The sequence below is a fragment of the Pseudomonas sp. GL_090 genome (genome assembly GCF_057837765.1).
Window position 1 is genome coordinate 5265060 of record NZ_CM174452.1, and the last position, 21546, is coordinate 5286605.

Sequence of the window (21546 nt, forward strand, 5' to 3'; positions counted from 1 at the left end):
CAAGCTCGCTCCCACAGGTTTTTCATACGCCCATAAAAAACCGGGCGACCTTGCGGCCGCCCGGTTCCGATGGACAGTTACAAATGCGATTCGGCGTATTCGGCCAGGATCGAGCGTGGTACCCCTTGCAGGGTGATGTGCACCCCGTTCGGGAAGTCCTTGAAGCGTTCAGTGAGGTAGGTCAGCCCGGAGCTGGTCGCGGACAGGTAAGGGGTGTCGATCTGCGCCAGGTTGCCCAGGCACACCACTTTGGAACCGGCGCCGGCGCGGGTGATGATGGTTTTCATCTGGTGCGGCGTGAGGTTCTGGCATTCGTCGATCAGAATCAGGCTCTGCTGGAAACTGCGGCCCCGGATGTAGTTGAGGGATTTGAACTGCAACGGCACTTTGCTGAGGATGTAGTCGACGCTGCCATGGGTGCTTTCGTCATCCATGTGCAAGGCTTCGAGGTTGTCGGTGATGGCGCCCAGCCACGGCTCCATTTTTTCCGCCTCGGTGCCGGGCAGGAAGCCGATTTCCTGGTCCAGGCCCTGCACGCTGCGGGTGGCGATGATGCGGCGATAACGTTTGCTGACCATGGTCTGCTCGATCGCAGCGGCCAGCGCCAGGATGGTTTTACCGGAACCGGCGGCACCCGACAGGTTGACCAGGTGGATGTCCGGATCGAGCAAGGCGTACAACGCCAGGCTCTGATAGATATCACGCGGCTTGAGGCCCCAGGCTTCCTGGTGCAGCAGCGGTTCCTGGTGCAGGTCGAGGATCAGCAAGCGGTCTTCTTCAATCTCCTTGATCCAGCCGACAAAGCCCTGTTCATCAATGATGAACTCGTTGATGTGCACCGCCGGCAGGTTGTCGATCAATTGCACCTGATGCCAGGTGCGGCCGTGGTCCTGACGGGTTTCGACCTTGCTCACGCGGTCCCAGAAAGAGCCGGTCATGTTGTGGTAGCCGTTGGGCAGCAAGGACACGTCATCGACCAGTTGGTCGGTGCTGTAGTCCTCGGCCGCGATCCCGCAGGCGCGCGCCTTGAGGCGCATATTGATGTCTTTGGTGACCAGCACCACGGGCTTTTTCGGGTCGCGCGCGTGCAGGTCGATCAGTTGGTTGATGATTTTGTTGTCGTTCAGATGCTCGGGCAGAATCAGGTTCGGCTCGGCATGCTTGCTCATCAGAATTGACAGCAAACCCTTGGGTCCGCTTTTACCACGCTGGATCGGCACACCCTGCTCGACGTCCTCGGGTGAGGCATCGCCCAGGGTCTTGTCGATCAGGCGGATGGCCTGGCGGCATTCGGCGGCTACGCTGTGATGCCCGCTCTTGAGCTTGTCGAGCTCTTCAAGCACGGTCATCGGGATCGCGACGTGGTGTTCTTCGAAGTTGAGCAGCGCGTTTGGATCGTGAATCAATACGTTGGTATCGAGTACATAAAGGATTGGCTGGTTGGAAGAAGAGCTACGTCCGTGATCATCCATACTCGGTCACCTTTGTGGGAGCCATTCGACGCAATACCTTGACGGTGCTGCGCCTCGAAGTGACTGCCGAATACACCTGCGGGGACTCAAGTGTTCTGCATACATGCGGGGTCTTGGAAGACGCCACCTGTGTTGCAGGTTTCGGCGGTCTGTCTTCGTAATACTCCAAAACGTGTGACAGAAAAAAGTACTTTGACGCTTTTTTGAAGTTTATTTTGCAGATTGACCAATAGCACTTGGCGGACTGCCATCACCCGTTTAAAGTCGGAAGTCCACCTGCAACGAATCCCCTTCCAGAATCGCCAAAAACCCAATGTTCACGGGGTTTTGTCGTTTTCAGCGAAACGCCTCCTGGCAATCCTCCCAGCCGATCCCGACAGGCGCCGTTTGCGTGACCAGCCACGGCAACGCCGTTTTCACTGCATCCTGTTTCACATTGAAATTGATCACGCCGTGCCGCCACAGCAACATCAGGGTCAGCACCCGTTGTGCACTTGGGTTGCCCTTGAGTTTGCCGGCACCGTCCTGGGCATCGATGTCCCACAACGCTACCTGCAACCCCTGAGTCTTGAAGAAACCTTCGGCATCGGAACGGCGCTGGCCATCGGGAGGACGGAACAGCGGCACGTAGTTCTCCGGCAGCTTGCTCTTGACCAGTTCAGCGCTGCGGCGCACCGAGTCCTGCCAGTCCTGCCAGTGGCTGTGGGAACGGAACTCCCAGCCTTGTACGCCGATGCACTGGCTCGAGTAGGTCCCTTGCAGGTTACTCACCGAATGCTCGGCCAAACGGGCCTGGATGTCCTTGCCAAGGACGAAGAACGTCCCGCTCAGGTTCGACTTGCGCAGGTACTCGGTGACCCAGTCAGTGTTATCCGGCGCGGCGTTGGCGGCGCTGTCGAACGTCAGCAGAAACAGCCGGTCATGCATCCCGTCGCCGCTGCGCTCATAGTCGCCAAAACGATCGACTTCGCTGCTGGTTTGCGGGAACAAGGCGGCCTTGCGCAACTGTTCGTCCAGGTACTGGGTGTGGAACACACGGCTCGGTTCGGCCCACTTGATGTAGTAGCTGTCTGTGCCGACCTGAAACTTGGCGGCCTGTTCGCGCAGAGTGGGCAGGTCTTCGACCAGAAAACAGAAGGAGGCATCCTGGTCGCAACTCTGTTGGGCGAAGTTGTAGTTGACCAGCAGCCGCTGCCACATACGCTGGCGAACCCGGTTGATCGACTCCAGATTGATCGTGCGCAGGCCCAGGCGCTGGGCCAGGGCGGGTTCATCCAGCGACTCGCTGGCCAGCAGGACACTGGAAAACATGAGGATCTCGGCCCTCGACGCCACGTCGAACAGCGTCGGGTTGCCGAGTTTTTCCGGCCAGGTGCTGCGGTCGAGCGTCGCCACCTCGCCCGGTGCCGCGATGGCGCCGAAGCTCAGTAGCCAGATCAAGATGAGAAAAGCGATACGCAATGGGATGTCTCCATAACAAAACCCGCGCGGCACTATAGCTGATCCAGACTCGACTCCCGCAGCAACACAGCCTCCTTGTAGGAGCGAGCCTGCTCGCGATAGCAATATTTCAGGCACCGCCTTTGGTGAATGTCATACCGCAATCGCGAGCAGGCTCGCTCCTACAGGTTTTGTGCAAGGCCACCGGCCATCACCTATGGACGCCATAGCTGGAGTCAACGAGGACAACCCCCTAGAATCGCCGCCACGATTAAAGGAGACGACTTCATGCTGATGGTGATTTCACCCGCCAAGACCCTCGACTATGAAACACCGCCCGCGACCCAGCGCTTCACCCAGCCGCAGTACCTCGACCACTCTCAGGAGTTGATCCTGCAATTGCGCGAGCTGACGCCCGCGCAAATCAGCGAGTTGATGCACGTCTCCGACAAGATCGGCGGGCTCAACGCCGCGCGTTTCGGCAGCTGGACGCCTGCGTTCACCCCGGAAAACGCCAAGCAGGCGCTGCTGGCCTTCAAGGGTGATGTGTACACCGGCATGAATGCGCAAACCCTCAGCGAAGCCGATTTCGACTACGCCCAAAAACACCTGCGCATGCTCTCGGGCCTCTACGGCCTGCTGCGCCCGCTGGACCTGATGCAACCCTATCGCCTGGAAATGGGCACCAAACTGGCCAACGCCCGGGGCAAGGATCTGTATGCCTTCTGGGGCACGCGCATCAGCGAATGGCTGAACGAAGCCTTGGTCGATCAGGGCGATGACGTGCTGCTCAACCTGGCATCCAACGAGTATTTCTCGGCGGTCAAGCGCAGCGCCTTGAACGCGCGCATCGTCAATACCGAATTCAAGGACCTGAAGAACGGCCAGTACAAGATCATCAGCTTCTACGCAAAAAAGGCCCGCGGCTTGATGAGCCGCTTCGTCATCGAAGAACGCATCAACGACCCGGCCACCCTCAAGCAGTTCGACGCTCAGGGCTATCGCTACAGCGCCGAACAGTCCAAGCCGGACAATCTGGTGTTTCTGCGCGACCACGCACCAGAGTGATGCATCCGGTCGGCGCACGACCTCCACCAACCCTCGTGCGCCGACCCTTGACTCACTTCAGCCTTCCCTGCCTTTTCGCCATTTTTATGGCGCCATAAAAATACCGTACGGTTTTCTAACTTTAGTTTCACTCGACTTCAATCATTTTTTTGCGTAGTGGCACTGACTTTTTTTAACAGTAGTGGCAAAAAAATATCCCCTCCGTTGAGCCGCCTATATATAAAGGGCGAAACGGCAAGTGCTATCAATTTGAAAGCAGTGCCATCTTTCTCAATATTTCAAAAAATTTCAGATTTCGCGATGAGCGGACTGGAACTATGTCCAAACGCGCCGCTCATACCACCGGTAACGATTCTCGCCGAACGTGTACGAGATAACTTACGCAGATAAGCGATTCATGTTGCGAAGTTGAAACACTAACTTGCGCTGACTAATCACTGATTTGGACAACAGCAACCGGACAGGAGATAACGCGGTATGACTATCCCCTACAAGGCCACGACAGCGCCCCTATAAACGTGCTCACCCGAGCACCCAACCGCTTGATCCACGGGCTTTCGGCCTGACATCAAGCGTGCAAGGCCGTTGCACCTGCATCCTTCCGACAGGAGGATCGGCTGCATAACAGGGCAAATCATAACAACAAGGCCTAGTTGCGCACACCTTGAGTGCATTTATTTAGACACTCGTAACTTATATGCCAGCACAGGGCATCGTTGTGCCTGTAAGGCACACTTGCGAGTGCACTAAAACACGCTGAACACCATTAACTCCGGCCATCTAATGGCTTGATGTATACAGGCTTGATAACAGAGAGGTAATTGCGATGCGCATCAGCATTTTTGGTTTGGGTTACGTCGGCGCAGTCTGTGCCGGTTGCCTGTCTGCACGGGGCCATGACGTCGTTGGCGTCGATGTGGCCAAAGACAAGATCGATATGATCAATGCCGGCAAATCGCCGATCGTTGAACCGGGCCTGGGTGAGCTTCTGGCCCAAGGCATCCAGACAGGTCGTCTGCGTGGCACCACCAACTTCGCCGAGGCGATTCGCGACACCGACCTGTCGATGATCTGCGTGGGTACGCCGAGCAAGAAGAACGGCGACCTGGAGCTGAACTACATCGAGGCAGTATGCCGCGAAATCGGTTTTGTTCTGCGTGACAAGGCCACCCGCCACACCATCGTCGTACGCAGCACCGTACTGCCGGGCACCGTGGCCAACGTGGTCATCCCGATTCTCGAAGACTGCTCCGGCAAGAAGGCCGGCGTTGATTTCGGTGTGGCCGTGAACCCTGAGTTCCTGCGCGAAAGCACCGCGATCGCCGACTACGACCTGCCGCCAATGACCGTCATCGGTGAATTCGACAAGGCGTCCGGCGACGTTCTGCAATCGCTGTACGAAGAGCTCGACGCACCGATCATCCGCAAGGACATCGCGGTCGCCGAGATGATCAAGTACACCTGCAACGTGTGGCACGCCACCAAGGTCACCTTCGCCAACGAAATCGGCAACATCGCCAAGGCGGTCGGTGTCGACGGTCGCGAAGTGATGGACGTGGTCTGCCAGGACAAGACCCTCAACCTGTCCCAGTACTACATGCGCCCAGGCTTCGCCTTCGGCGGCTCGTGCCTGCCAAAAGACGTGCGTGCCCTGACCTACCGCGCCGGTTCCCTGGACGTGGAAGCCCCGTTGCTCAACTCGCTGATGCGCAGCAACGAATCCCAGGTGCAGAACGCTTTCGACATCGTCTCCAGCCACGACAAACGCAAAGTCGCCCTGCTGGGCTTGAGCTTCAAGGCCGGCACCGACGACCTGCGCGAAAGCCCGCTGGTCGACCTGGCGGAAATGCTGATCGGCAAAGGCTATGACCTGAGCATCTACGACAGCAACGTCGAGTACGCCCGCGTTCACGGTGCGAACAAGGACTACATCGAGTCGAAGATCCCTCACGTCTCGTCCTTGCTGAACTCCGATTTCGACGCGGTGATCAACAACTCCGACGTGATCATCCTGGGCAATCGTGACGAGAAATTCCGCGCTCTGGTGCAGGAAGTTCCACACGGCAAGCAGGTGATCGACCTGGTGGGCTTCATGTCCAAGGCCACCAGCACAACTGCCCGTACTGAAGGCATTTGCTGGTAACCACGGTTCCGTAGGAGCTGGCGAAGCCTGCGATCCTTTGGCGCCTTCACGGGCGCCAAAGGTCCCTGGATCGCAGCCTGCGGCAGCTCCTACGGGCTGCTTTCTACGCCTGCCTAAACCCCATCGGGCCACCCCAAAGGCTCGCCCGAGATCGAGACGGATGCAGATTATGCACAGGCTAAAGCACGGCCTACTCCAGGCCGCCGGTTGGCTGTTCTACCTGAGTTTACTGATGGGCCTCGCCATGGCGTTGCCCGTGTCCACGTTCGACTCCGAGTCGAAGGACTTCATTTTCCTGATTGGCGCCGTGGGTATCTGGCGCTACTCGATGGGTGCCACTCACTTTGTGCGCGGCATGATTTTTCTCTACATCGTCTACCCGTACCTGCGGCGCAAAGTGCGCAAGCTGGGCAAAGCGGCTGACCCGTCCCACGTGTTCCTGATGGTCACCAGTTTCCGCATTGATGCCCTGACCACCGCGCAGGTCTACAGCTCGGTGATCCGCGAAGCCATCGACTGCGGCCTGCCGACCACCGTGGTCTGCTCCATCGTGGAAATGTCCGATGAGCTGCTGGTCAAAAGCCTGTGGAACCGGATGAACCCGCCGGCCCGGGTGAAACTCGACTTCGTGCGCATTCCCGGCACCGGCAAGCGCGATGGCCTGGCCTACGGCTTCCGCGCCATCTCCCGGCACCTGCCGGATGACCGCGCGGTGGTTGCGGTGATCGATGGCGACACGGTGCTGGCCGAAGGCGTGGTGCTCAAGACCGTGCCGTGGTTCCAGATGTTCGGCAACGTCGGTGGCCTGACCACCAACGAATTCTGCGAAGTGCGCGGCGGCTACATCATGAGCGAATGGCACAAGCTGCGTTTCGCCCAGCGCCACATCAACATGTGCTCGATGGCCTTGTCCAAGCGCGTGCTGACCATGACCGGCCGCATGTCGGTGTTCCGCGCCACCGTGGTCACCAACCCGGACTTCATCGCCGACGTGGAAAGCGACTCGCTGCAACACTGGCGCCTGGGTCGCTTCAAGTTCCTTACCGGCGATGACAAGTCGAGCTGGTTCAGCCTGATGCGCCTGGGCTACGACACGTTCTACGTGCCCGACGCGGCGATCAACACCGTTGAACACCCGCCGGAAAAGAGCTTCATCAAGGCCAGTCGCAAACTGATGTTCCGCTGGTACGGCAACAACCTGCGGCAGAACTCCCGTGCCCTTGGCCTTGGGATCAAACGCCTCGGCGTGTTCACCTCGGTGGTGCTGTTCGACCAGCGCGTGTCGATGTGGACCTCGCTGCTGGGCCTGACCGTGGCATTGATTGCCAGCTTCAAGTACGGCACCGCGTTCATCCTGGTGTACCTGCTGTGGATCGGCATCACCCGGTTCATCCTGACCTTGTTGCTGTCGTGCTCCGGACACCGGATCGGCCCGGCCTACCCGGCGATTCTCTATTACAACCAGATCGTCGGCGCGCTGGTGAAGATCTACGTGTTCTTCCGCCTCGACCAACAGTCCTGGACCCGCCAACCCACGTCTCTGACCCGTGATCTCGCCAGCTTTCAACGTTGGTTCAACACCTGGTCGTCTCGGACCATGACCTTCTCTGCCGGCAGCATTTTTGTCGCCGTGCTGCTGTTGATGGTCTGACCGAACTCGCCTGAATTAACTAGGAAAACGCCCCCTATGAATACCGCCGTCAACGCCAACGTAGTGCATGAATCCGAAGCCCAGCGCCAACACGCCCGCGTGAAAATCCCGGCCAAGCTGCGTTTCTTCGGCCCTGACCGGACACCGGTCGAAGCCCGGGTGATCGACCTGTCCGCCGGTGGCCTGGCGTTCAACGCCGGTCAATTGCCGCTGAAGATCGGTGACGTGTACAAGGCCCGCCTGCAATTCCTCATCGACAACCTCGGCCTGGCCATGGACGTCGAATTGCAGGTTCGCTCCTTCGACCGCCAGACCGGACGCGCCGGCTGCCAGTTCCAGAACCTGGAACCACGGGACATCTCGACCCTGCGCCACCTGATCACTTCGCACCTGGCTGGCGACATCGTCAGCGTGGGGGAAATGCTGGCGACCCTGCAGCGCGACAACTTCACCAAGGCGCGCAAGATGAAGGACGGCGGCCACGGCATGACCGCGTTCGGCCGCCTGAAAGCCGTGACCTTCAGCCTGGGGATCTTCGTTGTCGGCCTGGCTGCATTCGGTTTCATTTTCAAATCGGTGTACGGCATGTACTTCGTCAGCCACGCCCAGGCCGGTCTGGTCAGCGTGCCGGGCGTGAACATCACCATGCCCCGCGACGGCACCGTGCAGAGCCTGGTGAAAGCCGACGGCGTGGCCGCCAAGGGCGCACCGCTGGCAAGCTTCAGCACCAGCATGCTCGACGTGCTCAAGGGCCATCTGGACGAAGACCAACTGGCCCCGGCCAAGGTCGCAGAACTGTTCGGCAAGCAGATGACCGGCACCCTGACCTCGCCTTGCGACTGCACCGTGGCCCAGCAAATGGTCGCCAATGGTCAGTACGCCAGCAAGGGCGACGTGATCTTCCAACTGGTCCCGCGTAACAGCGAAGCCAATGTTGAAGCGCGCTTCTCCTATCGCCAGTTCGGCGACGTGCGTCCGGGTACTTCGGTGCGCTTCCAGGTCGCCGGCGAGGACAAGAGCCGCACCGGCAAGATCGTCAGCAGCACCAGCCTGAAAAGCGCCGATCTGTCTTCGGACATCCGCGTGCTGATCCAGCCGGACGAAACCCTGGACAGCTCCCTCGCCGGCCGCCCGGTGGAAGTGAACAGCGACCGTGGCCCGAACCTGAACTGGCTGGTCGACAAAGCCATGGCTGTCGGTCTTTAAGTCGAGGACATGCCTGTGACTATCACAAAAATCTCGAACACACCGCAATCCCTGTGGGAGCGAGCCTGCTCGCGATGGGATCGACGCGGTTTGTCTGAAGAACCGAGTCGCCTGCATCGCGAGCAGGCTCACTCCTACATGGGAACACTGTGTGCCGTTGCATTGGCGGTCAGCCTGGCCGGTTGCGCCGGCCTGCCCGACCAACGCCTGGCCAACGAAGCGCTCAAACGTGGCGATACCGCCACCGCCGCGCAGAATTACCGGCAATTGGCAGACCTGGGCTACAGCGAAGCGCAGGTCGGCCTGGCCGATATCCAGGTCGACAGCCATGACCCGGCGCAGATGAAACAGGCCGAGGCGACTTACCGCGCCGCGGCCAGCGTTTCGCCGCGCGCCCAGGCACGCCTCGGTCGTCTGCTGGTGGCCAAGCCCGGTTCCACCGAAGCGGAACAACACGAAGCCGAAACCCTGTTGAAAAAAGCCGCTGCGGCAGGCGAAGGCAACACGCTGATCCCGTTGGCGATGCTGTACCTGCAATACCCGCACAGCTTCCCCAACATGAACGCTCAGCAGCAGATCAGCCAATGGCGCGCCGAAGGCAAGCCGGAAGCAGGTCTGGCACAGGTGCTGCTCTATCGCACTCAGGGCACCTATGACCAGCATCTGGATGACGTGGAAAAAATCTGCAAGGCCGCGCTCAACATCAGCGATATCTGCTACGTCGAACTGGCCACGGTCTATCAGAAACAGGCCAAGCCAGAGCAACAGGCCGAGCTGATCAAGCAGATGCAAGCCGCGCACGCCCAAGGCACCGTTTCGGCGCAGCGCGTCGACAGCGTCGCCCGCGTGCTCGCCGATGCGTCCCTGGGCAAGACCGACGAGAAAACCGCGCAGTCGCTGCTTGAACCGATCGCACCGGGCTACCCGGCGTCGTGGGTCAGCCTCGCACAATTGCTCTACGACTTCCCGGAACTCGGCGACGTCGACCAGATGATGAAGTACCTGGACAACGGCCGCGCCGCCGACCAGCCCCGCGCCGAGCTGTTGCTGGGCAAGCTCTACTTCGAAGGCAAACTGGTGCCGGCCGACGCCAAGGTCGCCGAAGCACACTTCCAGAAAGCCGTCGGCCGTGAAGTCGCCGCCGATTACTACCTCGGCCAGATCTATCGCCGTGGCTACCTGGGCAAGGTCTATCCGCAGAAGGCCCTCGACCATCTGTTGACCGCTGCGCGAAACGGCCAGAACAGCGCCGACTTCGCCATCGCCCAACTGTTTTCCCAAGGCAAGGGCACCAAGCCTGATCCGCTGAACGCCTACGTCTTCAGCCAACTGGCTCTGGCCCAGAACACTCCGCAAGCCACCGAGCTTGCGCAAACAATCCAAACGCAATTGCCGCCCGACCGGTTGGCCGAAGCCCAACGCCTGTTGAAACAAGAACAGGCCGTGCGCGGTGCCCTGAGCCCGAACACGCCGGAACTGCACACCCTGCAAGAAGAAGTCAGCGAGGAATCGAAATGAAGTTAAATCCATTCATGAAGGCCGGCATCGGTCTGACATTCGCGCTGATCTGGTCTTGCCCGACGCTCGCTGCGATGACTGAAACCAAGAACTTCGGCCTGGACGTGAAAATCACCGGCCAGTCCGAAGACGACCGTGACCTCGGCACCGCGCCCGGCGGCGACGTCAACGGCGTCGGCCTGGACCTGCGTCCGTGGGTCTACGGCGAAAGCGGCGCGTGGAGCGCCTACGCCATGGGGCAGGCGGTGACGTCCACCGACATCATCGAGACCGACACCCTGCAACAATCCGATGGCGCCGAAAACACCGCCAACAATGATCGCCAGACCAAGAAAAACTACCTGGCCATGCGTGAGTTCTGGGTCGGCTACAGCGGCTTCACGCCTTACCCTGGCGAGATCCTGAAGTTCGGTCGCCAGCGCCTGCGCAACGACGACGGCCAATGGCGCGACACCAACATCGAAGCGCTGAACTGGACCTTCGACACCACCCTGCTGCGCGCCAACGTCGGTATCGCCGAACGTTTCAGCGAGTACCGCACCGACCTCAAGGAGCTGTCACCGCAAGACAAGGATCGCCTGCACGCCTACGCCGATGCCGCGTATCAGTGGACACCGGGCAACTGGGTCGGCATTCGTGGTCATCACACCCATGACAACGGCAAGCTCGACTACCCGGAGCCGGGTGTACCGACGGATTCGCTGGACAAGAAACAGAACGGCGACATCAGCTGGCTCGGCCTCACCGCCGACAGCGACGCCTACAACTGGCGCAATACCAATACCGTCAATTACTGGGGCAGCATCACCGGCATGAGCGGCGACATCGACAAGGTCAACCCGCTGAACGCCGATGGCACGCCGCCGACTGAAGCCAAGCGCGGTGAAAACCTCAACGGCTGGGCCACCGATGTCGGTGTGCGTTTGCGCCTCGATCCGCAATGGCAAGTCGGTGCCGCCTATGCCCGCGCCAGCGCCGATTACGAACAGAACGGTCTGGAAAGCAACCGCTCGAACTACACTGGCACCCGCTCGCGCGTGCACCGTTTCGGCGAAGCGTTCCGTGGCGAAATGAACAACATGCAGAGCGCCACCCTGTTCGGTTCGTGGATGCTCAACGACGAATACGACGCCAGCCTGATCTACCACAAGTTCTGGCGCGTCGACGGCAACAAGCCGGTCGGCAGCAATGGCATCAACGCCGTCGAGAACAACACCGACGATGTGACCGGCGCGATCCTCTCCAGCACTTCGCTGCCGCTGAACGATGGCGAGAAAGACCTCGGTCAGGAAATGGACCTGGTGGTGACCAAGTACTTCAAGCAAGGCTTGTTGCCGGCGTCGATGAGTCAGGCGATCGATGAACCTTCGGCCCTGGTGCGCTTCCGCGGTGGCGTGTTCAAGCCGGGCGATGCGTACGGCAAGGAAGTCGATTCGTACATGCACCGCGCGTTCATCGACGTGATCTGGCGCTTCTGATGCACATTGCGAAGGGAGTCTCCCAGATGAATCATCCAGCCCGAAAAGGCTCGATCAGCCTGTTGGCCGGCGCGATGCTGCTGGCCAGCACGACTGCCTTCGCCAATGTGGAGCCGGCCAAGCCGGCAACCGTGGCCAAGGAACTGCAACAGGCCAAGACCTATACCGTCAGCAGCGCACCGACCGCGCCGCTGGAACTGGCCAAGCCGAAACTGCCGGACGTTTCCGGCTACACAGCCGAGGCTATCGCCGCGAAAATCGTGCGCAGCAAGGCCGGCAAGATCAGCGTGCGCCGGATGATGCAGGAAGACGCCCTCAAGGACTTCATCGGTGGCGACAACAAGATGGCCGAGTGGGTGGTGCGTCAGCACGGCATCCCCCAGGCGATCTTCGTCGACGACGGCTACATGAACCTCAAGGACCTGGCGAAGAAGGTCCCCAAGCAGTACTTCAGCGAAACCTCGCCGGGTGTGTTCCTGGCGAAGTTGCCGATCGTGGTCGGTCGTCACGGCATCCTGGAAATCGACAAGCAGACCCAGGAACTGCGCCTGTCCCAGGAGGCCGGTGCGTTCCTGGTCAACGACGGCCAGCTGTTCGTTCGCGATACCAAAATCACTGGCTGGCGCGAGAAGGACAACGGCCCGGCGACGTTCAACTCGCCGAAGGAATTCCGTCCGTTCCTGCTGTCCTGGGGCGGCACCGAGACCTACATCGCCAACAGCAAGATCGCCAGCTTCGGCTACGCCAACAGTAAGTCCTACGGCGTGAGTATTTCCCAGTACACGCCGAACATGGCCAAGGTGCTCAAGCGTCCCGAGCCGACCGGCTGGATCGTCGGCTCCGAATTCTCGGACATGTGGTACGGCTTCTACTGCTACGAAACCCGCGACTTCGTGGTCAAGGGCAACACCTACAAAGACAACATCGTCTACGGCATCGACCCACACGACCGTTCCCACGGTCTGATCATTGCCGACAACACGGTGTTTGGTACGAAGAAGAAGCACGGGATCATTATTTCCCGAGAGGTCAACGACAGCTTCATCTTCAATAACCGCAGCTACGACAACAAGTTGTCAGGCCTGGTGATCGACCGGAACAGCGTCAACAACCTGATCGCCCACAACGAGATCTACCAGAACCACACCGACGGCATCACTCTCTATGAGAGTGCCGACAACCTGCTGTGGGGCAACCGCGTGTTGAGCAACAGGCGCCACGGCATCCGCATTCGTAACAGCGTGAACATTCGCCTGTACGAAAACGTCGCCATGGCCAACGGTCTGACTGGTGTCTACGGGCACATCAAGGACCTGAGCAACACCGACCGAGACATCAAGCTCGACCCGTTCGACGCCCAAGTGTCGCTGATCGTGGTCGGCGGTGAGCTGGCGGCCAACGGCAGCGGCCCGCTGTCCATCGACTCGCCGTTGAGTGTCGAGTTGTATCGCGTGTCCATGCTCGCACCGACCAAATCCAGCGGCATCAGCTTCACCGGCATTCTTGGCGAGCGCCAGGATGAAATTCTCGACCTGCTGGTGCGCCAGCAGAAAGCCGTGCTGATCGACCCCGTCGAACGCCAGACCGAAATGCGGGACTGAGGACAATCTTATGCACCCACACTTGATCAAATTACTCAGCCTGTCGGCCCTGACCGCCGGCATTCTCGCGGCCAGCGGCGGCGCGCGTGCCGACGAGGTCCAGGCACCGAAGTTCACCGCCGAACCCTGCTGCAGCCTGTGTCCTGCCGCCCACGATCCGAAGAACTACACCACCCGTTACCAGCAGAACTTCACCACGCTGGTACAGGCCCAGGGTGACTGGCTGTTCCGTACGCAAGAAGACTTGCGCACCGAATTCGACACCACGCCCGCCGGCTACAAACGCATGAAACAACTGCACGATGCGTTCAAGAGCAAAGGCGTGGAACTGGTTGTCGTGTACCAGCCGACCCGTGGTCTGGTGAACCGCAACAAGCTCAACCCGGCGGAGAAAGCCAGCTACGACTTCGACAAGGCGTTGAGGAACTACAAGTCCATGCTCGGTCGTTTCGCGCAGATGGGCTACGTCGTTCCGGACCTGTCGCCGCTGACCAACGAGTCGTTGCCCGACACCCTGCCCGCCCACGATTTCTACTTCCGCGGCGACCAGCACTGGACGCCGTACGGTGCCCAGCGCACGGCGAAAATCGTCGCCGAGAAGGTCAAGCAATTGCCTGAATTCGCCGACATTCCCAAGCGCGAATTCGAGACCAAAAAATCGGGTCGCATGGGCAAGACCGGAACATTGCACAACATGGCCGGTCAACTCTGTGGCACCAGCTACGCGATCCAGTACATGGATCAGTTCACCACCGAGCCGAAGGGCGAAGCGGGCGATGGCGACTTGTTCGGCGAGTCCGGTAACCCGCAAATCACCCTCGTGGGGACCTCCCACAGTGGCAAGAACTACAACTTCGCCGGTTTCCTCGAAGAGGCCATCGGCGCCGACATCCTCAACGTAGCGTTCCCCGGCGGCGGCCTGGAAGGTTCGATGCTGCAGTACCTGGGCAGCGACGAGTTCCAGAAGAACCCACCGAAGATTCTCATCTGGGAATTCTCGCCGCTGTACCGCCTCGACCAGGAAACCATCTACCGCCAGATGATGGCGTTGCTGGACAACGGTTGCGAAGGCAAGGATGCGCAGATGGCCGGCAGCGCCACGCTCAAGCCGGGCAAAAACGAATTGATGGTCAACAGCAAGAACCTGGACCTGCGCAATGGTAGCCACCAGGTCGACATCCGCTTCGCCGACACGTCGGTGAAAACCTTGCAAGCCACCCTCTGGTACATGAACGGTCGCCACGAGGACATCAAGATCGAAAAACCGGAAACCTCCGAGACTGACGGGCGTTTCGCCTTCGAGTTGCGCACGGACGAAGACTGGGCCTCGCAGAACCTGCTGGCCGTCGAAGTCCAGGGCCCGGAACAAGCGGGTGCCGCGCCACAGAAAGTCGAAGCGAAAATCTGCAAACGCAACGTATTCCCGGGCGCCGAACAGCGTACTGCTTCGGCCGGGCAATGAGGTCCGCCATGCGCAATCCGAAATTTTCAACACTGTTGGCACCGACGCTCTTGAGCCTGGCGATGTTCGCCGGGGCCACGCAAGCGGCTGCGCCACTGCGTCCACCCCAGGGCTATTTTGCGCCTGTGGATAAATTCAAGACGGGCGACAAGAGCGAAGGCTGCGATGCGATGCCGACGCCGTACACCGGCTCGTTGCAATTTCGCAGCAAGTACGAAGGTTCGGACAAAGCCCGCGCGACCCTGAACAAGCAGTCGGAAAAAGCCTTCCGCGAAAGCACCGCCGACATCACCAGGATCGAGCGCGGCACCAGCAAGCGCGTGATGCAGTTCATGCGTGACGGTCGCCCGGAACAGCTGGAATGCACGTTGAACTGGCTGACGACCTGGGCCCAGGCCGATGCATTGATGTCCAAGGACTTCAACCACACCGGCAAATCGATGCGCAAATGGGCGCTGGGCAGCATGGCTTCGGCGTATATCCGCCTGAAGTTTTCCGACTCTCACCCGCTGGCCACCCATCAACAGGAAGCCCGGTTGATCGAAGCCTGGTTCAGCAAGATGGCCGACCAGGTGGTCAGCGACTGGGACAACCTGCCGCTCGAGCAGACCAACAACCACTCGTACTGGGCCGCCTGGTCGGTGATGGCCACTTCCGTCGCCACCAACCGTCGCGACCTGTTCGACTGGGCCGTGAAGGAATACAAGGTCGGCGCCAACCAAATCGACGCCGATGGCTACCTGCCCAACGAACTCAAGCGTCAGCAACGGGCCCTGGCCTACCACAACTACGCCCTGCCGCCACTGGCGATGATCGCCAGTTTCGCCCAGGTCAACGGCGTGGACTTGCGCCAGGAAAACAATGGCGCACTCAAACGCCTGGGTGACCGGGTACTGGCCGGGGTGAAAGACCCGGATGAGTTCGAGGAAAAGAACGGCAAGGAACAGGACATGACCGACCTGAAAGAGGACATGAAATTCGCCTGGCTCGAACCGTTCTGCTCGCTCTACGTCTGTACGCCGGACGTGCTGGAGAAGAAGCACAAGATGCAACCGTTCAAGAACTTCCGCCTCGGCGGTGACCTGACCAAGGTCTACGACCCGGCCAATGAAAAGGGCAAGGGTTCCTAGGACAAACACAGATCCCTGTAGGAGCGAGCCTGCTCGCGAAGCGGTGTATCAGTCGACATCAACGTTGAATGTCAGACCGCAATCGCGAGCAGGCTCACTCCTACAGGTTCAGTGTCGAGTTTGAGATTTGTGAGTTAGCCCCCCGGATTTCCGTGGGGGGTTTGGGGGGGCCGTTGGCCCTTGACTGTTGGTTCAAACAAGGAGAGACCGGGATGGTTTTTTCATCCAACGTGTTCCTGTTTTTGTTCTTGCCGATCTTCCTCGGCTTGTACTACCTGAGCGGGCAACGCTATCGCAATCTGCTGCTGCTGATTGCCAGTTACGTGTTCTACGCCTGGTGGCGTGTGGACTTCCTCGCACTGTTCGCCGGCGTCACGCTGTGGAACTACTGGATCGGCCTGAAAGTCGGGGCCGCCGGGGTCAGGACCAAACCGGCACAGCGCTGGCTGCTGCTCGGCGTGGCCGTCGACCTGTGCATCCTCGGCTACTTCAAGTACGCCAACTTCGGCGTCGACAGCATCAACGCGATGATGACGTCGGTGGGTCTTTCGCCGTTCATCCTGACTCACGTGCTGCTGCCGATCGGGATCTCGTTCTACGTCTTCGAGTCCATCAGCTACATCATCGACGTCTACCGTGGCGACACCCCGGCGACCCGCAACCTGATCGACTTCGCGGCGTTCGTGGCGATTTTCCCGCACTTGATCGCCGGCCCCGTATTGCGTTTCCGCGACCTGGCCGATCAGTTCAACAACCGCACCCACACCCTCGACAAGTTCTCCGAGGGCTGCACGCGGTTCATGCAGGGTTTCATCAAGAAAGTCTTCATCGCCGATACCCTGGCGGTGGTGGCCGACCATTGCTTCGCCCTGCAAAACCCGACCACGGGCGATGCCTGGCTCGGCGCCCTGGCGTACACCGCGCAGTTGTATTTCGACTTCTCCGGTTACAGCGACATGGCTATCGGCCTGGGCCTGATGATGGGTTTCCGCTTCATGGAAAACTTCAAGCAGCCGTATGTCAGCCAGTCGATCACCGAGTTCTGGCGGCGCTGGCACATCAGCCTGTCGACCTGGCTGCGTGACTATCTGTACATCACCCTCGGCGGTAACCGCAAAGGCACGCTGATGACCTATCGCAACCTGTTCCTGACCATGTTGCTCGGTGGTCTGTGGCACGGCGCGAACATCACCTACATCGTCTGGGGTGCGTGGCACGGCATGTGGCTGGCGATCGAGAAAGCCATCGGCCTGAACACCTCGCCACGCAGCTTCAACCCGATCCGCTGGGCACTGACCTTCCTGCTGGTGGTGATGGGCTGGGTGATCTTCCGCGCGGAAAACCTGCACGTTGCCGGGCGCATGTATGGCGCGATGTTCAGCTTCGGCGACTGGTCGCTGTCGGAACTCAACCAGGCCAGCCTCACCGGTCTGCAAGTAGCAACGCTGATCGTGGCCTACGTGACCCTGGCGTTCTTCGGCCTGCGGGATTTCTACACCAATCAGCCTCCGGTCAAGACCAAGCCAGTCGTGAACGTCGACGCCGACGGCCCTGCCGCTGCAACACCGGGAACGATCAAGGCCGTGCCTGGGGATAACCCGGCGAGCATCCATCAGCCTGGCTACACCGTCGGCGTTGAAGCCCAGGTGCAGCCGGCCTACTGGACCGCTGACTGGTCGCGCTACGTGATGCGCGCCCTGGTGCTGCTGCTGTTCATTGCCTCGATTCTCAAACTCTCGGCGCAAAGCTTCTCGCCGTTCCTTTACTTCCAGTTCTGAGGGATCTGACCATGACCCGCTCATTACGCATCTTCTACATCGCGCTGTTCCTGGTGACCCTGCTGGTGCTCGGTCTGTGGTCGGTGCGCAGCTTCTTCGGCTTCAGCACCAACGCCGATGCGACAGTGCTCAACGGTCGCTGGACCAAGGCTGTGGAAACGCACTACGACGACGAGTTCCCGATCAAGCGCCTGGGCACCAACCTCTGGGCCGCGCTGGATTTCAAACTATTCAACGAAGGTCGTCCGGGCGTGGTGCTCGGTCGCGACCAGTGGTTGTACAGCGATGAAGAATTCCACCCGGTGGTCAACGAAGAGCTGAACCTGCAAGGCAACTACGCGCTGGTCGAAGGCGTGCGCCAAACGCTGAAAGCCAAAGGCGTGCAACTGGTGATGGCGGTGGTGCCGGCCAAGGTGCGCCTGTACCCGGAACACCTGGGTGAAGTGAAACCGGCGAGCATCCACGCCAACCTCTACAAGGACTTCCACCAGCGCCTGGCCGCCGCCCGGATTCCGGCCCCTGACCTGCTTGGCCCACTGCAACAGGCCAAGCAGGATGGCCAGCAAGTGTTCCTGCGCACCGACACCCACTGGACGCCGCAAGGCGCCGAGATCGCCGCCAACCGTCTGGCCAGGACCATTGCCGACAAGTACCCGCTGAGCGGCGAACCGCAGCGCTTCGTCACTGAACCGGCGGAGACCATCACCCACAAGGGCGACCTGCGTCTGTTCCTGCCACTGGACCCGCTGTTCGAAAGCCTGATGCCTAAGCAGGAGCAATTGCAAAAGCGCAATACGGTCGCGGCGCAAGATCAGCCAGCCGGCGACGACGCGCTGTTCGCCAACAACGAAGTGCCGGTGGCCCTGATCGGCACCAGCTACAGCGCCAACCCCAGCTGGAATTTTGTGGGTGCGCTCAAGCAAGCACTGAACAGCGACGTGGTCAATTACGCCGAAGACGGTCACGGCCCGATTCTGCCGATGCTCAGCTACCTCAAGAGCGATGCCTTCAAGAACAGCCCGCCACAGGTGCTGATCTGGGAGTTCCCTGAACGATATCTGCCTGTGAATAACGAAATCGGCGACGCCGACCCGCAGTGGGTCGCAGAGCTTAAACAAGCCGGCGCCCGCCAACAAAACGTAGCTGCAAACACTAAATCCGAGACGCCCGACCGGGCGCAAAACTGAAAGAGAGGTACACCATGACTTTCACTACAACTCCTCGTCGTCTCGCTAAAAGCTTTGCCCTGGTTGCCGGCCTCAGCGTGCTGTCGGTACAGGCTTTCGCCGCTGGCGACGCCGCCCTGTACGGCCCGGTCGCGCCGAAAGGCTCGACCTTCGTGCGCATCTACAACGCCAGCAACGCCGAAGTCAGCGCCACCGTCGGCAGCACCAACCTGAGCGATGTCGCGCCACTGTCGAGCACTGACTTCAGCTTCATGCCGGGCGGCGACTACAGCGCCAAGGTCGGTAGCCAGAACCTGCCGGTGAAACTGGCCGGCGACCACTATTACACCCTGGTCAACAACGCCAGCGGCGCACCGCAACTGATCGAAGAGCCGCCGTTCAAGAACAAACAGAAGTCCCTGGTACGTGTGCAAAACCTCAGCGACAAGGCGCTGACCCTGAAGACCGCCGACGGCAAGACCGACGTGGTTCCGAACGTTGCGCCCAAGGGTCGCGGCGAGCGTGAAATCAACCCGGTGAAGGTCAGCCTGGCCTTGTACGACGGCACCACCAAAGTCGGCGACGTGAAACCGGTCGCCCTGGAACGCGGTGAAGCCGCGGTGCTGTACGTCACCGGCAGCGGCAGCAGCCTGTCGCCGGTCTGGGTGAAACGCCCGGTGTCGACGCGCTAACAAATTATCCGGACTGGCGCATGTCCCCCCTGTAGGAGCGAGCCTGCTCGCGAAAAACGTCAGGGCAACGCGTTTAGCCAGACAGAACGCGTTTTCGTTGACGTCCATCGCGAGCAAGCTCGCTCCTACAAAGGCCAGCCGGACACGGAACAAAAACAAGAGTGAAACGACAGAACGCAGTAGCTCTAACCAATCGATATTCAAGGAGTAACAACATGATTCCGGTGATCTTGTCAGGTGGTAGTGGCTCACGTCTTTGGCCGCTTTCCCGCAAACAATTCCCTAAGCAGTTCCTGGCCCTGACGGGCGAACACACCCTGTTCCAGCAAACCCTGGAACGCCTCGTGTTCGAAGGCATGGACACGCCGATCGTGGTCTGCAACAAGGACCACCGCTTCATCGTCAACGAGCAATTGGCAGCGCGCAAACTGGAATCCCAGCGCATCCTGATGGAGCCGTTCGGTCGCAACACTGCGCCGGCCGTGGCCCTGACCGCGATGATGCTGGTCAATGAAGGTCGCGACGAGCTGATGCTGGTGCTGCCGGCCGACCACGTACTGGAAGACCAGAAAGCCCTGCAACGCGCCCTGGCCCTGGCCACTGTTGCCGCCGAAAACGGTGAAATGGTGCTGTTCGGTGTGCCGGCCACCAAGCCGGAAACCGGTTATGGCTACATCAAGTCGACCAACGACTCGCTGCTGCCTGAAGGCGTCAGCCGCGTCTCGCACTTCGTCGAAAAACCCGACGTGAAGCGCGCCACCGAGTTCGTCCAGTCCGGCGGTTACTTCTGGAACAGCGGCATGTTCCTGTTCCGCGCCAGCCGCTTCCTCGAAGAGTTGAAAAAGCACGATCCGGACATCTACGACACCTGCCTGCTGACCCTGGAACGCAGCCATCAGGATGCCGACACCATCACCTTCGACGAAGCCACCTTCGCCTGCTGCCCGGACAATTCCATCGACTACTCGGTGATGGAAAAAACCCAACGCGCCTGCGTCGTGCCGCTGACCGCTGGCTGGAGCGATGTCGGCTGCTGGTCGTCGCTGTGGGAGGTCAATGAAAAGGACGCCAACGGCAACGTCACCAAAGGCGACGTGGTGATCCAGGACAGCAAAAACTGCATGATCCACGGCAACGGCAAACTGGTGTCGGTGATCGGCCTGGAAAACATCGTCGTGGTCGAAACCAAGGACGCCATGATGATCGCCCACAAGGACAAGGTCCAAGGCGTGAAGCAGATGGTCAATACCCTCAACGAACAGGGCCGCACTGAAACCCAGAACCACTGCGAGGTCTACCGTCCGTGGGGCTCCTACGACTCGGTGGACATGGGCGGTCGTTTCCAGGTCAAGCACATCTCGGTCAAGCCGGGCGCTTGCCTGTCGCTGCAGATGCACCACCACCGCGCCGAGCACTGGATCGTGGTCAGCGGCACCGCCGAGGTGACCTGTGACGAGAACGTGTTCCTGCTGACCGAGAACCAGTCGACCTACATTCCGATCGCTTCGGTTCACCGTTTGCGCAACCCCGGCAAGATTCCGTTGGAGATCATCGAAGTTCAATCGGGCAGCTACCTGGGCGAAGACGATATCGAGCGGTTTGAAGATATCTACGGGCGCTCGACGCCGGTTGAGCGTGGCGTGTCGGTGAAAACCATCGCGCAGTAAGCATCTGTAAACTTAAGCCCCCGCTCAACTCGCTGCGTTCCCTATCCGCAGCGGGTTGGCCGGGGGATTTTTTT

15 protein-coding genes are annotated in these 21546 nt (G+C 60.0%); 13 read left to right on the forward strand and 2 right to left on the reverse strand.

From position 1 onward, the window contains the following. Positions 1 to 77: 77 nt before the first annotated feature. Complete coding sequence (locus AC3ITA_RS23720; RefSeq protein ID WP_008050144.1) at positions 78 to 1472, reverse strand: PhoH family protein; 1395 nt, start codon at positions 1470 to 1472, stop codon at positions 78 to 80. A 336-nt stretch (positions 1473 to 1808) separates the two neighbouring features. Then, on the reverse strand, positions 1809 to 2933 hold the full coding sequence (locus AC3ITA_RS23725) for a polysaccharide deacetylase family protein (protein WP_489278495.1): 1125 nt from the start codon (positions 2931 to 2933) through the stop codon (positions 1809 to 1811). Between the two features lie 267 nt (positions 2934 to 3200). Here AC3ITA_RS23725 and yaaA point away from each other — a divergent pair, with 267 nt between their 5' ends. From yaaA to AC3ITA_RS23790, 13 genes are all read left to right on the forward strand, one after another. After that, a complete protein-coding gene (yaaA, locus tag AC3ITA_RS23730; protein ID WP_150672410.1) occupies positions 3201 to 3980 on the forward strand; it encodes a peroxide stress protein YaaA in 780 nt (259 codons plus the stop codon). Positions 3981 to 4806: 826 nt separating this feature from the next. Then, a complete protein-coding gene (locus tag AC3ITA_RS23735; RefSeq protein ID WP_095943515.1) occupies positions 4807 to 6123 on the forward strand; it encodes a nucleotide sugar dehydrogenase in 1317 nt (438 codons plus the stop codon). A 169-nt stretch (positions 6124 to 6292) separates the two neighbouring features. Further along, complete coding sequence (alg8, locus tag AC3ITA_RS23740) at positions 6293 to 7774, forward strand: mannuronan synthase (RefSeq protein ID WP_371918241.1); 1482 nt, start codon at positions 6293 to 6295, stop codon at positions 7772 to 7774. A gap of 36 nt (positions 7775 to 7810) precedes the next feature. Continuing rightward, positions 7811 to 8980, forward strand: a complete 1170-nt coding sequence (locus tag AC3ITA_RS23745; protein WP_095943514.1) for an alginate biosynthesis protein Alg44 — start codon at positions 7811 to 7813, stop codon at positions 8978 to 8980. Positions 8981 to 8989: 9 nt separating this feature from the next. Then, a complete protein-coding gene (gene algK / locus AC3ITA_RS23750; RefSeq protein ID WP_150672411.1) occupies positions 8990 to 10498 on the forward strand; it encodes an alginate biosynthesis TPR repeat lipoprotein AlgK in 1509 nt (502 codons plus the stop codon). Then, entirely contained in the window at positions 10495 to 11976 is a 1482-nt protein-coding gene (locus AC3ITA_RS23755; RefSeq protein WP_095943512.1) for an alginate export family protein, read from the forward strand. The genes algK and AC3ITA_RS23755 overlap by 4 nt, the downstream gene beginning before the upstream one ends. A gap of 26 nt (positions 11977 to 12002) precedes the next feature. Next, on the forward strand, positions 12003 to 13577 hold the full coding sequence (gene algG / locus AC3ITA_RS23760) for a mannuronan 5-epimerase AlgG (RefSeq protein WP_150672412.1): 1575 nt from the start codon (positions 12003 to 12005) through the stop codon (positions 13575 to 13577). Positions 13578 to 13587: 10 nt separating this feature from the next. Next, positions 13588 to 15039 (forward strand): alginate O-acetyltransferase, encoded by a 1452-nt coding sequence (locus AC3ITA_RS23765; protein WP_150672413.1) that lies wholly within the window; start codon positions 13588 to 13590, stop codon positions 15037 to 15039. A gap of 8 nt (positions 15040 to 15047) precedes the next feature. Next, entirely contained in the window at positions 15048 to 16169 is a 1122-nt protein-coding gene (locus AC3ITA_RS23770) for a mannuronate-specific alginate lyase (protein WP_095943509.1), read from the forward strand. Positions 16170 to 16381: 212 nt separating this feature from the next. After that, complete coding sequence (locus AC3ITA_RS23775; RefSeq protein WP_489278499.1) at positions 16382 to 17947, forward strand: MBOAT family O-acyltransferase; 1566 nt, start codon at positions 16382 to 16384, stop codon at positions 17945 to 17947. 11 nt (positions 17948 to 17958) lie between these two features. Then, positions 17959 to 19134: an alginate O-acetyltransferase gene (locus AC3ITA_RS23780; protein ID WP_489278501.1), complete on the forward strand. Its 1176-nt coding sequence runs from the start codon at positions 17959 to 17961 to the stop codon at positions 19132 to 19134. Between the two features lie 14 nt (positions 19135 to 19148). Beyond that, complete coding sequence (locus tag AC3ITA_RS23785) at positions 19149 to 19805, forward strand: alginate O-acetyltransferase AlgF (RefSeq protein WP_095943506.1); 657 nt, start codon at positions 19149 to 19151, stop codon at positions 19803 to 19805. Positions 19806 to 20020: 215 nt separating this feature from the next. After that, a complete protein-coding gene (locus tag AC3ITA_RS23790; RefSeq protein ID WP_095943505.1) occupies positions 20021 to 21472 on the forward strand; it encodes a mannose-1-phosphate guanylyltransferase/mannose-6-phosphate isomerase in 1452 nt (483 codons plus the stop codon). Positions 21473 to 21546: the final 74 nt, after the last annotated feature.

What these genes read in the sequence shown, in the direction of transcription:
- AC3ITA_RS23720 (WP_008050144.1), bottom strand. Translation starts at nt 1,472, where the DNA reads ATGGATGATCACGGACGTAGCTCTTCTTCCAACCAGCCAATCCTTTAT.
- yaaA (WP_150672410.1), top strand. Translation starts at nt 3,201, where the DNA reads ATGCTGATGGTGATTTCACCCGCCAAGACCCTCGACTATGAAACACCG.
- AC3ITA_RS23735 (WP_095943515.1), top strand. Translation starts at nt 4,807, where the DNA reads ATGCGCATCAGCATTTTTGGTTTGGGTTACGTCGGCGCAGTCTGTGCC.
- alg8 (WP_371918241.1), top strand. Translation starts at nt 6,293, where the DNA reads ATGCACAGGCTAAAGCACGGCCTACTCCAGGCCGCCGGTTGGCTGTTC.
- AC3ITA_RS23745 (WP_095943514.1), top strand. Translation starts at nt 7,811, where the DNA reads ATGAATACCGCCGTCAACGCCAACGTAGTGCATGAATCCGAAGCCCAG.
- algK (WP_150672411.1), top strand. Translation starts at nt 8,990, where the DNA reads ATGCCTGTGACTATCACAAAAATCTCGAACACACCGCAATCCCTGTGG.
- AC3ITA_RS23755 (WP_095943512.1), top strand. Translation starts at nt 10,495, where the DNA reads ATGAAGTTAAATCCATTCATGAAGGCCGGCATCGGTCTGACATTCGCG.
- algG (WP_150672412.1), top strand. Translation starts at nt 12,003, where the DNA reads ATGAATCATCCAGCCCGAAAAGGCTCGATCAGCCTGTTGGCCGGCGCG.
- AC3ITA_RS23765 (WP_150672413.1), top strand. Translation starts at nt 13,588, where the DNA reads ATGCACCCACACTTGATCAAATTACTCAGCCTGTCGGCCCTGACCGCC.
- AC3ITA_RS23770 (WP_095943509.1), top strand. Translation starts at nt 15,048, where the DNA reads ATGCGCAATCCGAAATTTTCAACACTGTTGGCACCGACGCTCTTGAGC.
- AC3ITA_RS23775 (WP_489278499.1), top strand. Translation starts at nt 16,382, where the DNA reads ATGGTTTTTTCATCCAACGTGTTCCTGTTTTTGTTCTTGCCGATCTTC.
- AC3ITA_RS23780 (WP_489278501.1), top strand. Translation starts at nt 17,959, where the DNA reads ATGACCCGCTCATTACGCATCTTCTACATCGCGCTGTTCCTGGTGACC.
- AC3ITA_RS23785 (WP_095943506.1), top strand. Translation starts at nt 19,149, where the DNA reads ATGACTTTCACTACAACTCCTCGTCGTCTCGCTAAAAGCTTTGCCCTG.
- AC3ITA_RS23790 (WP_095943505.1), top strand. Translation starts at nt 20,021, where the DNA reads ATGATTCCGGTGATCTTGTCAGGTGGTAGTGGCTCACGTCTTTGGCCG.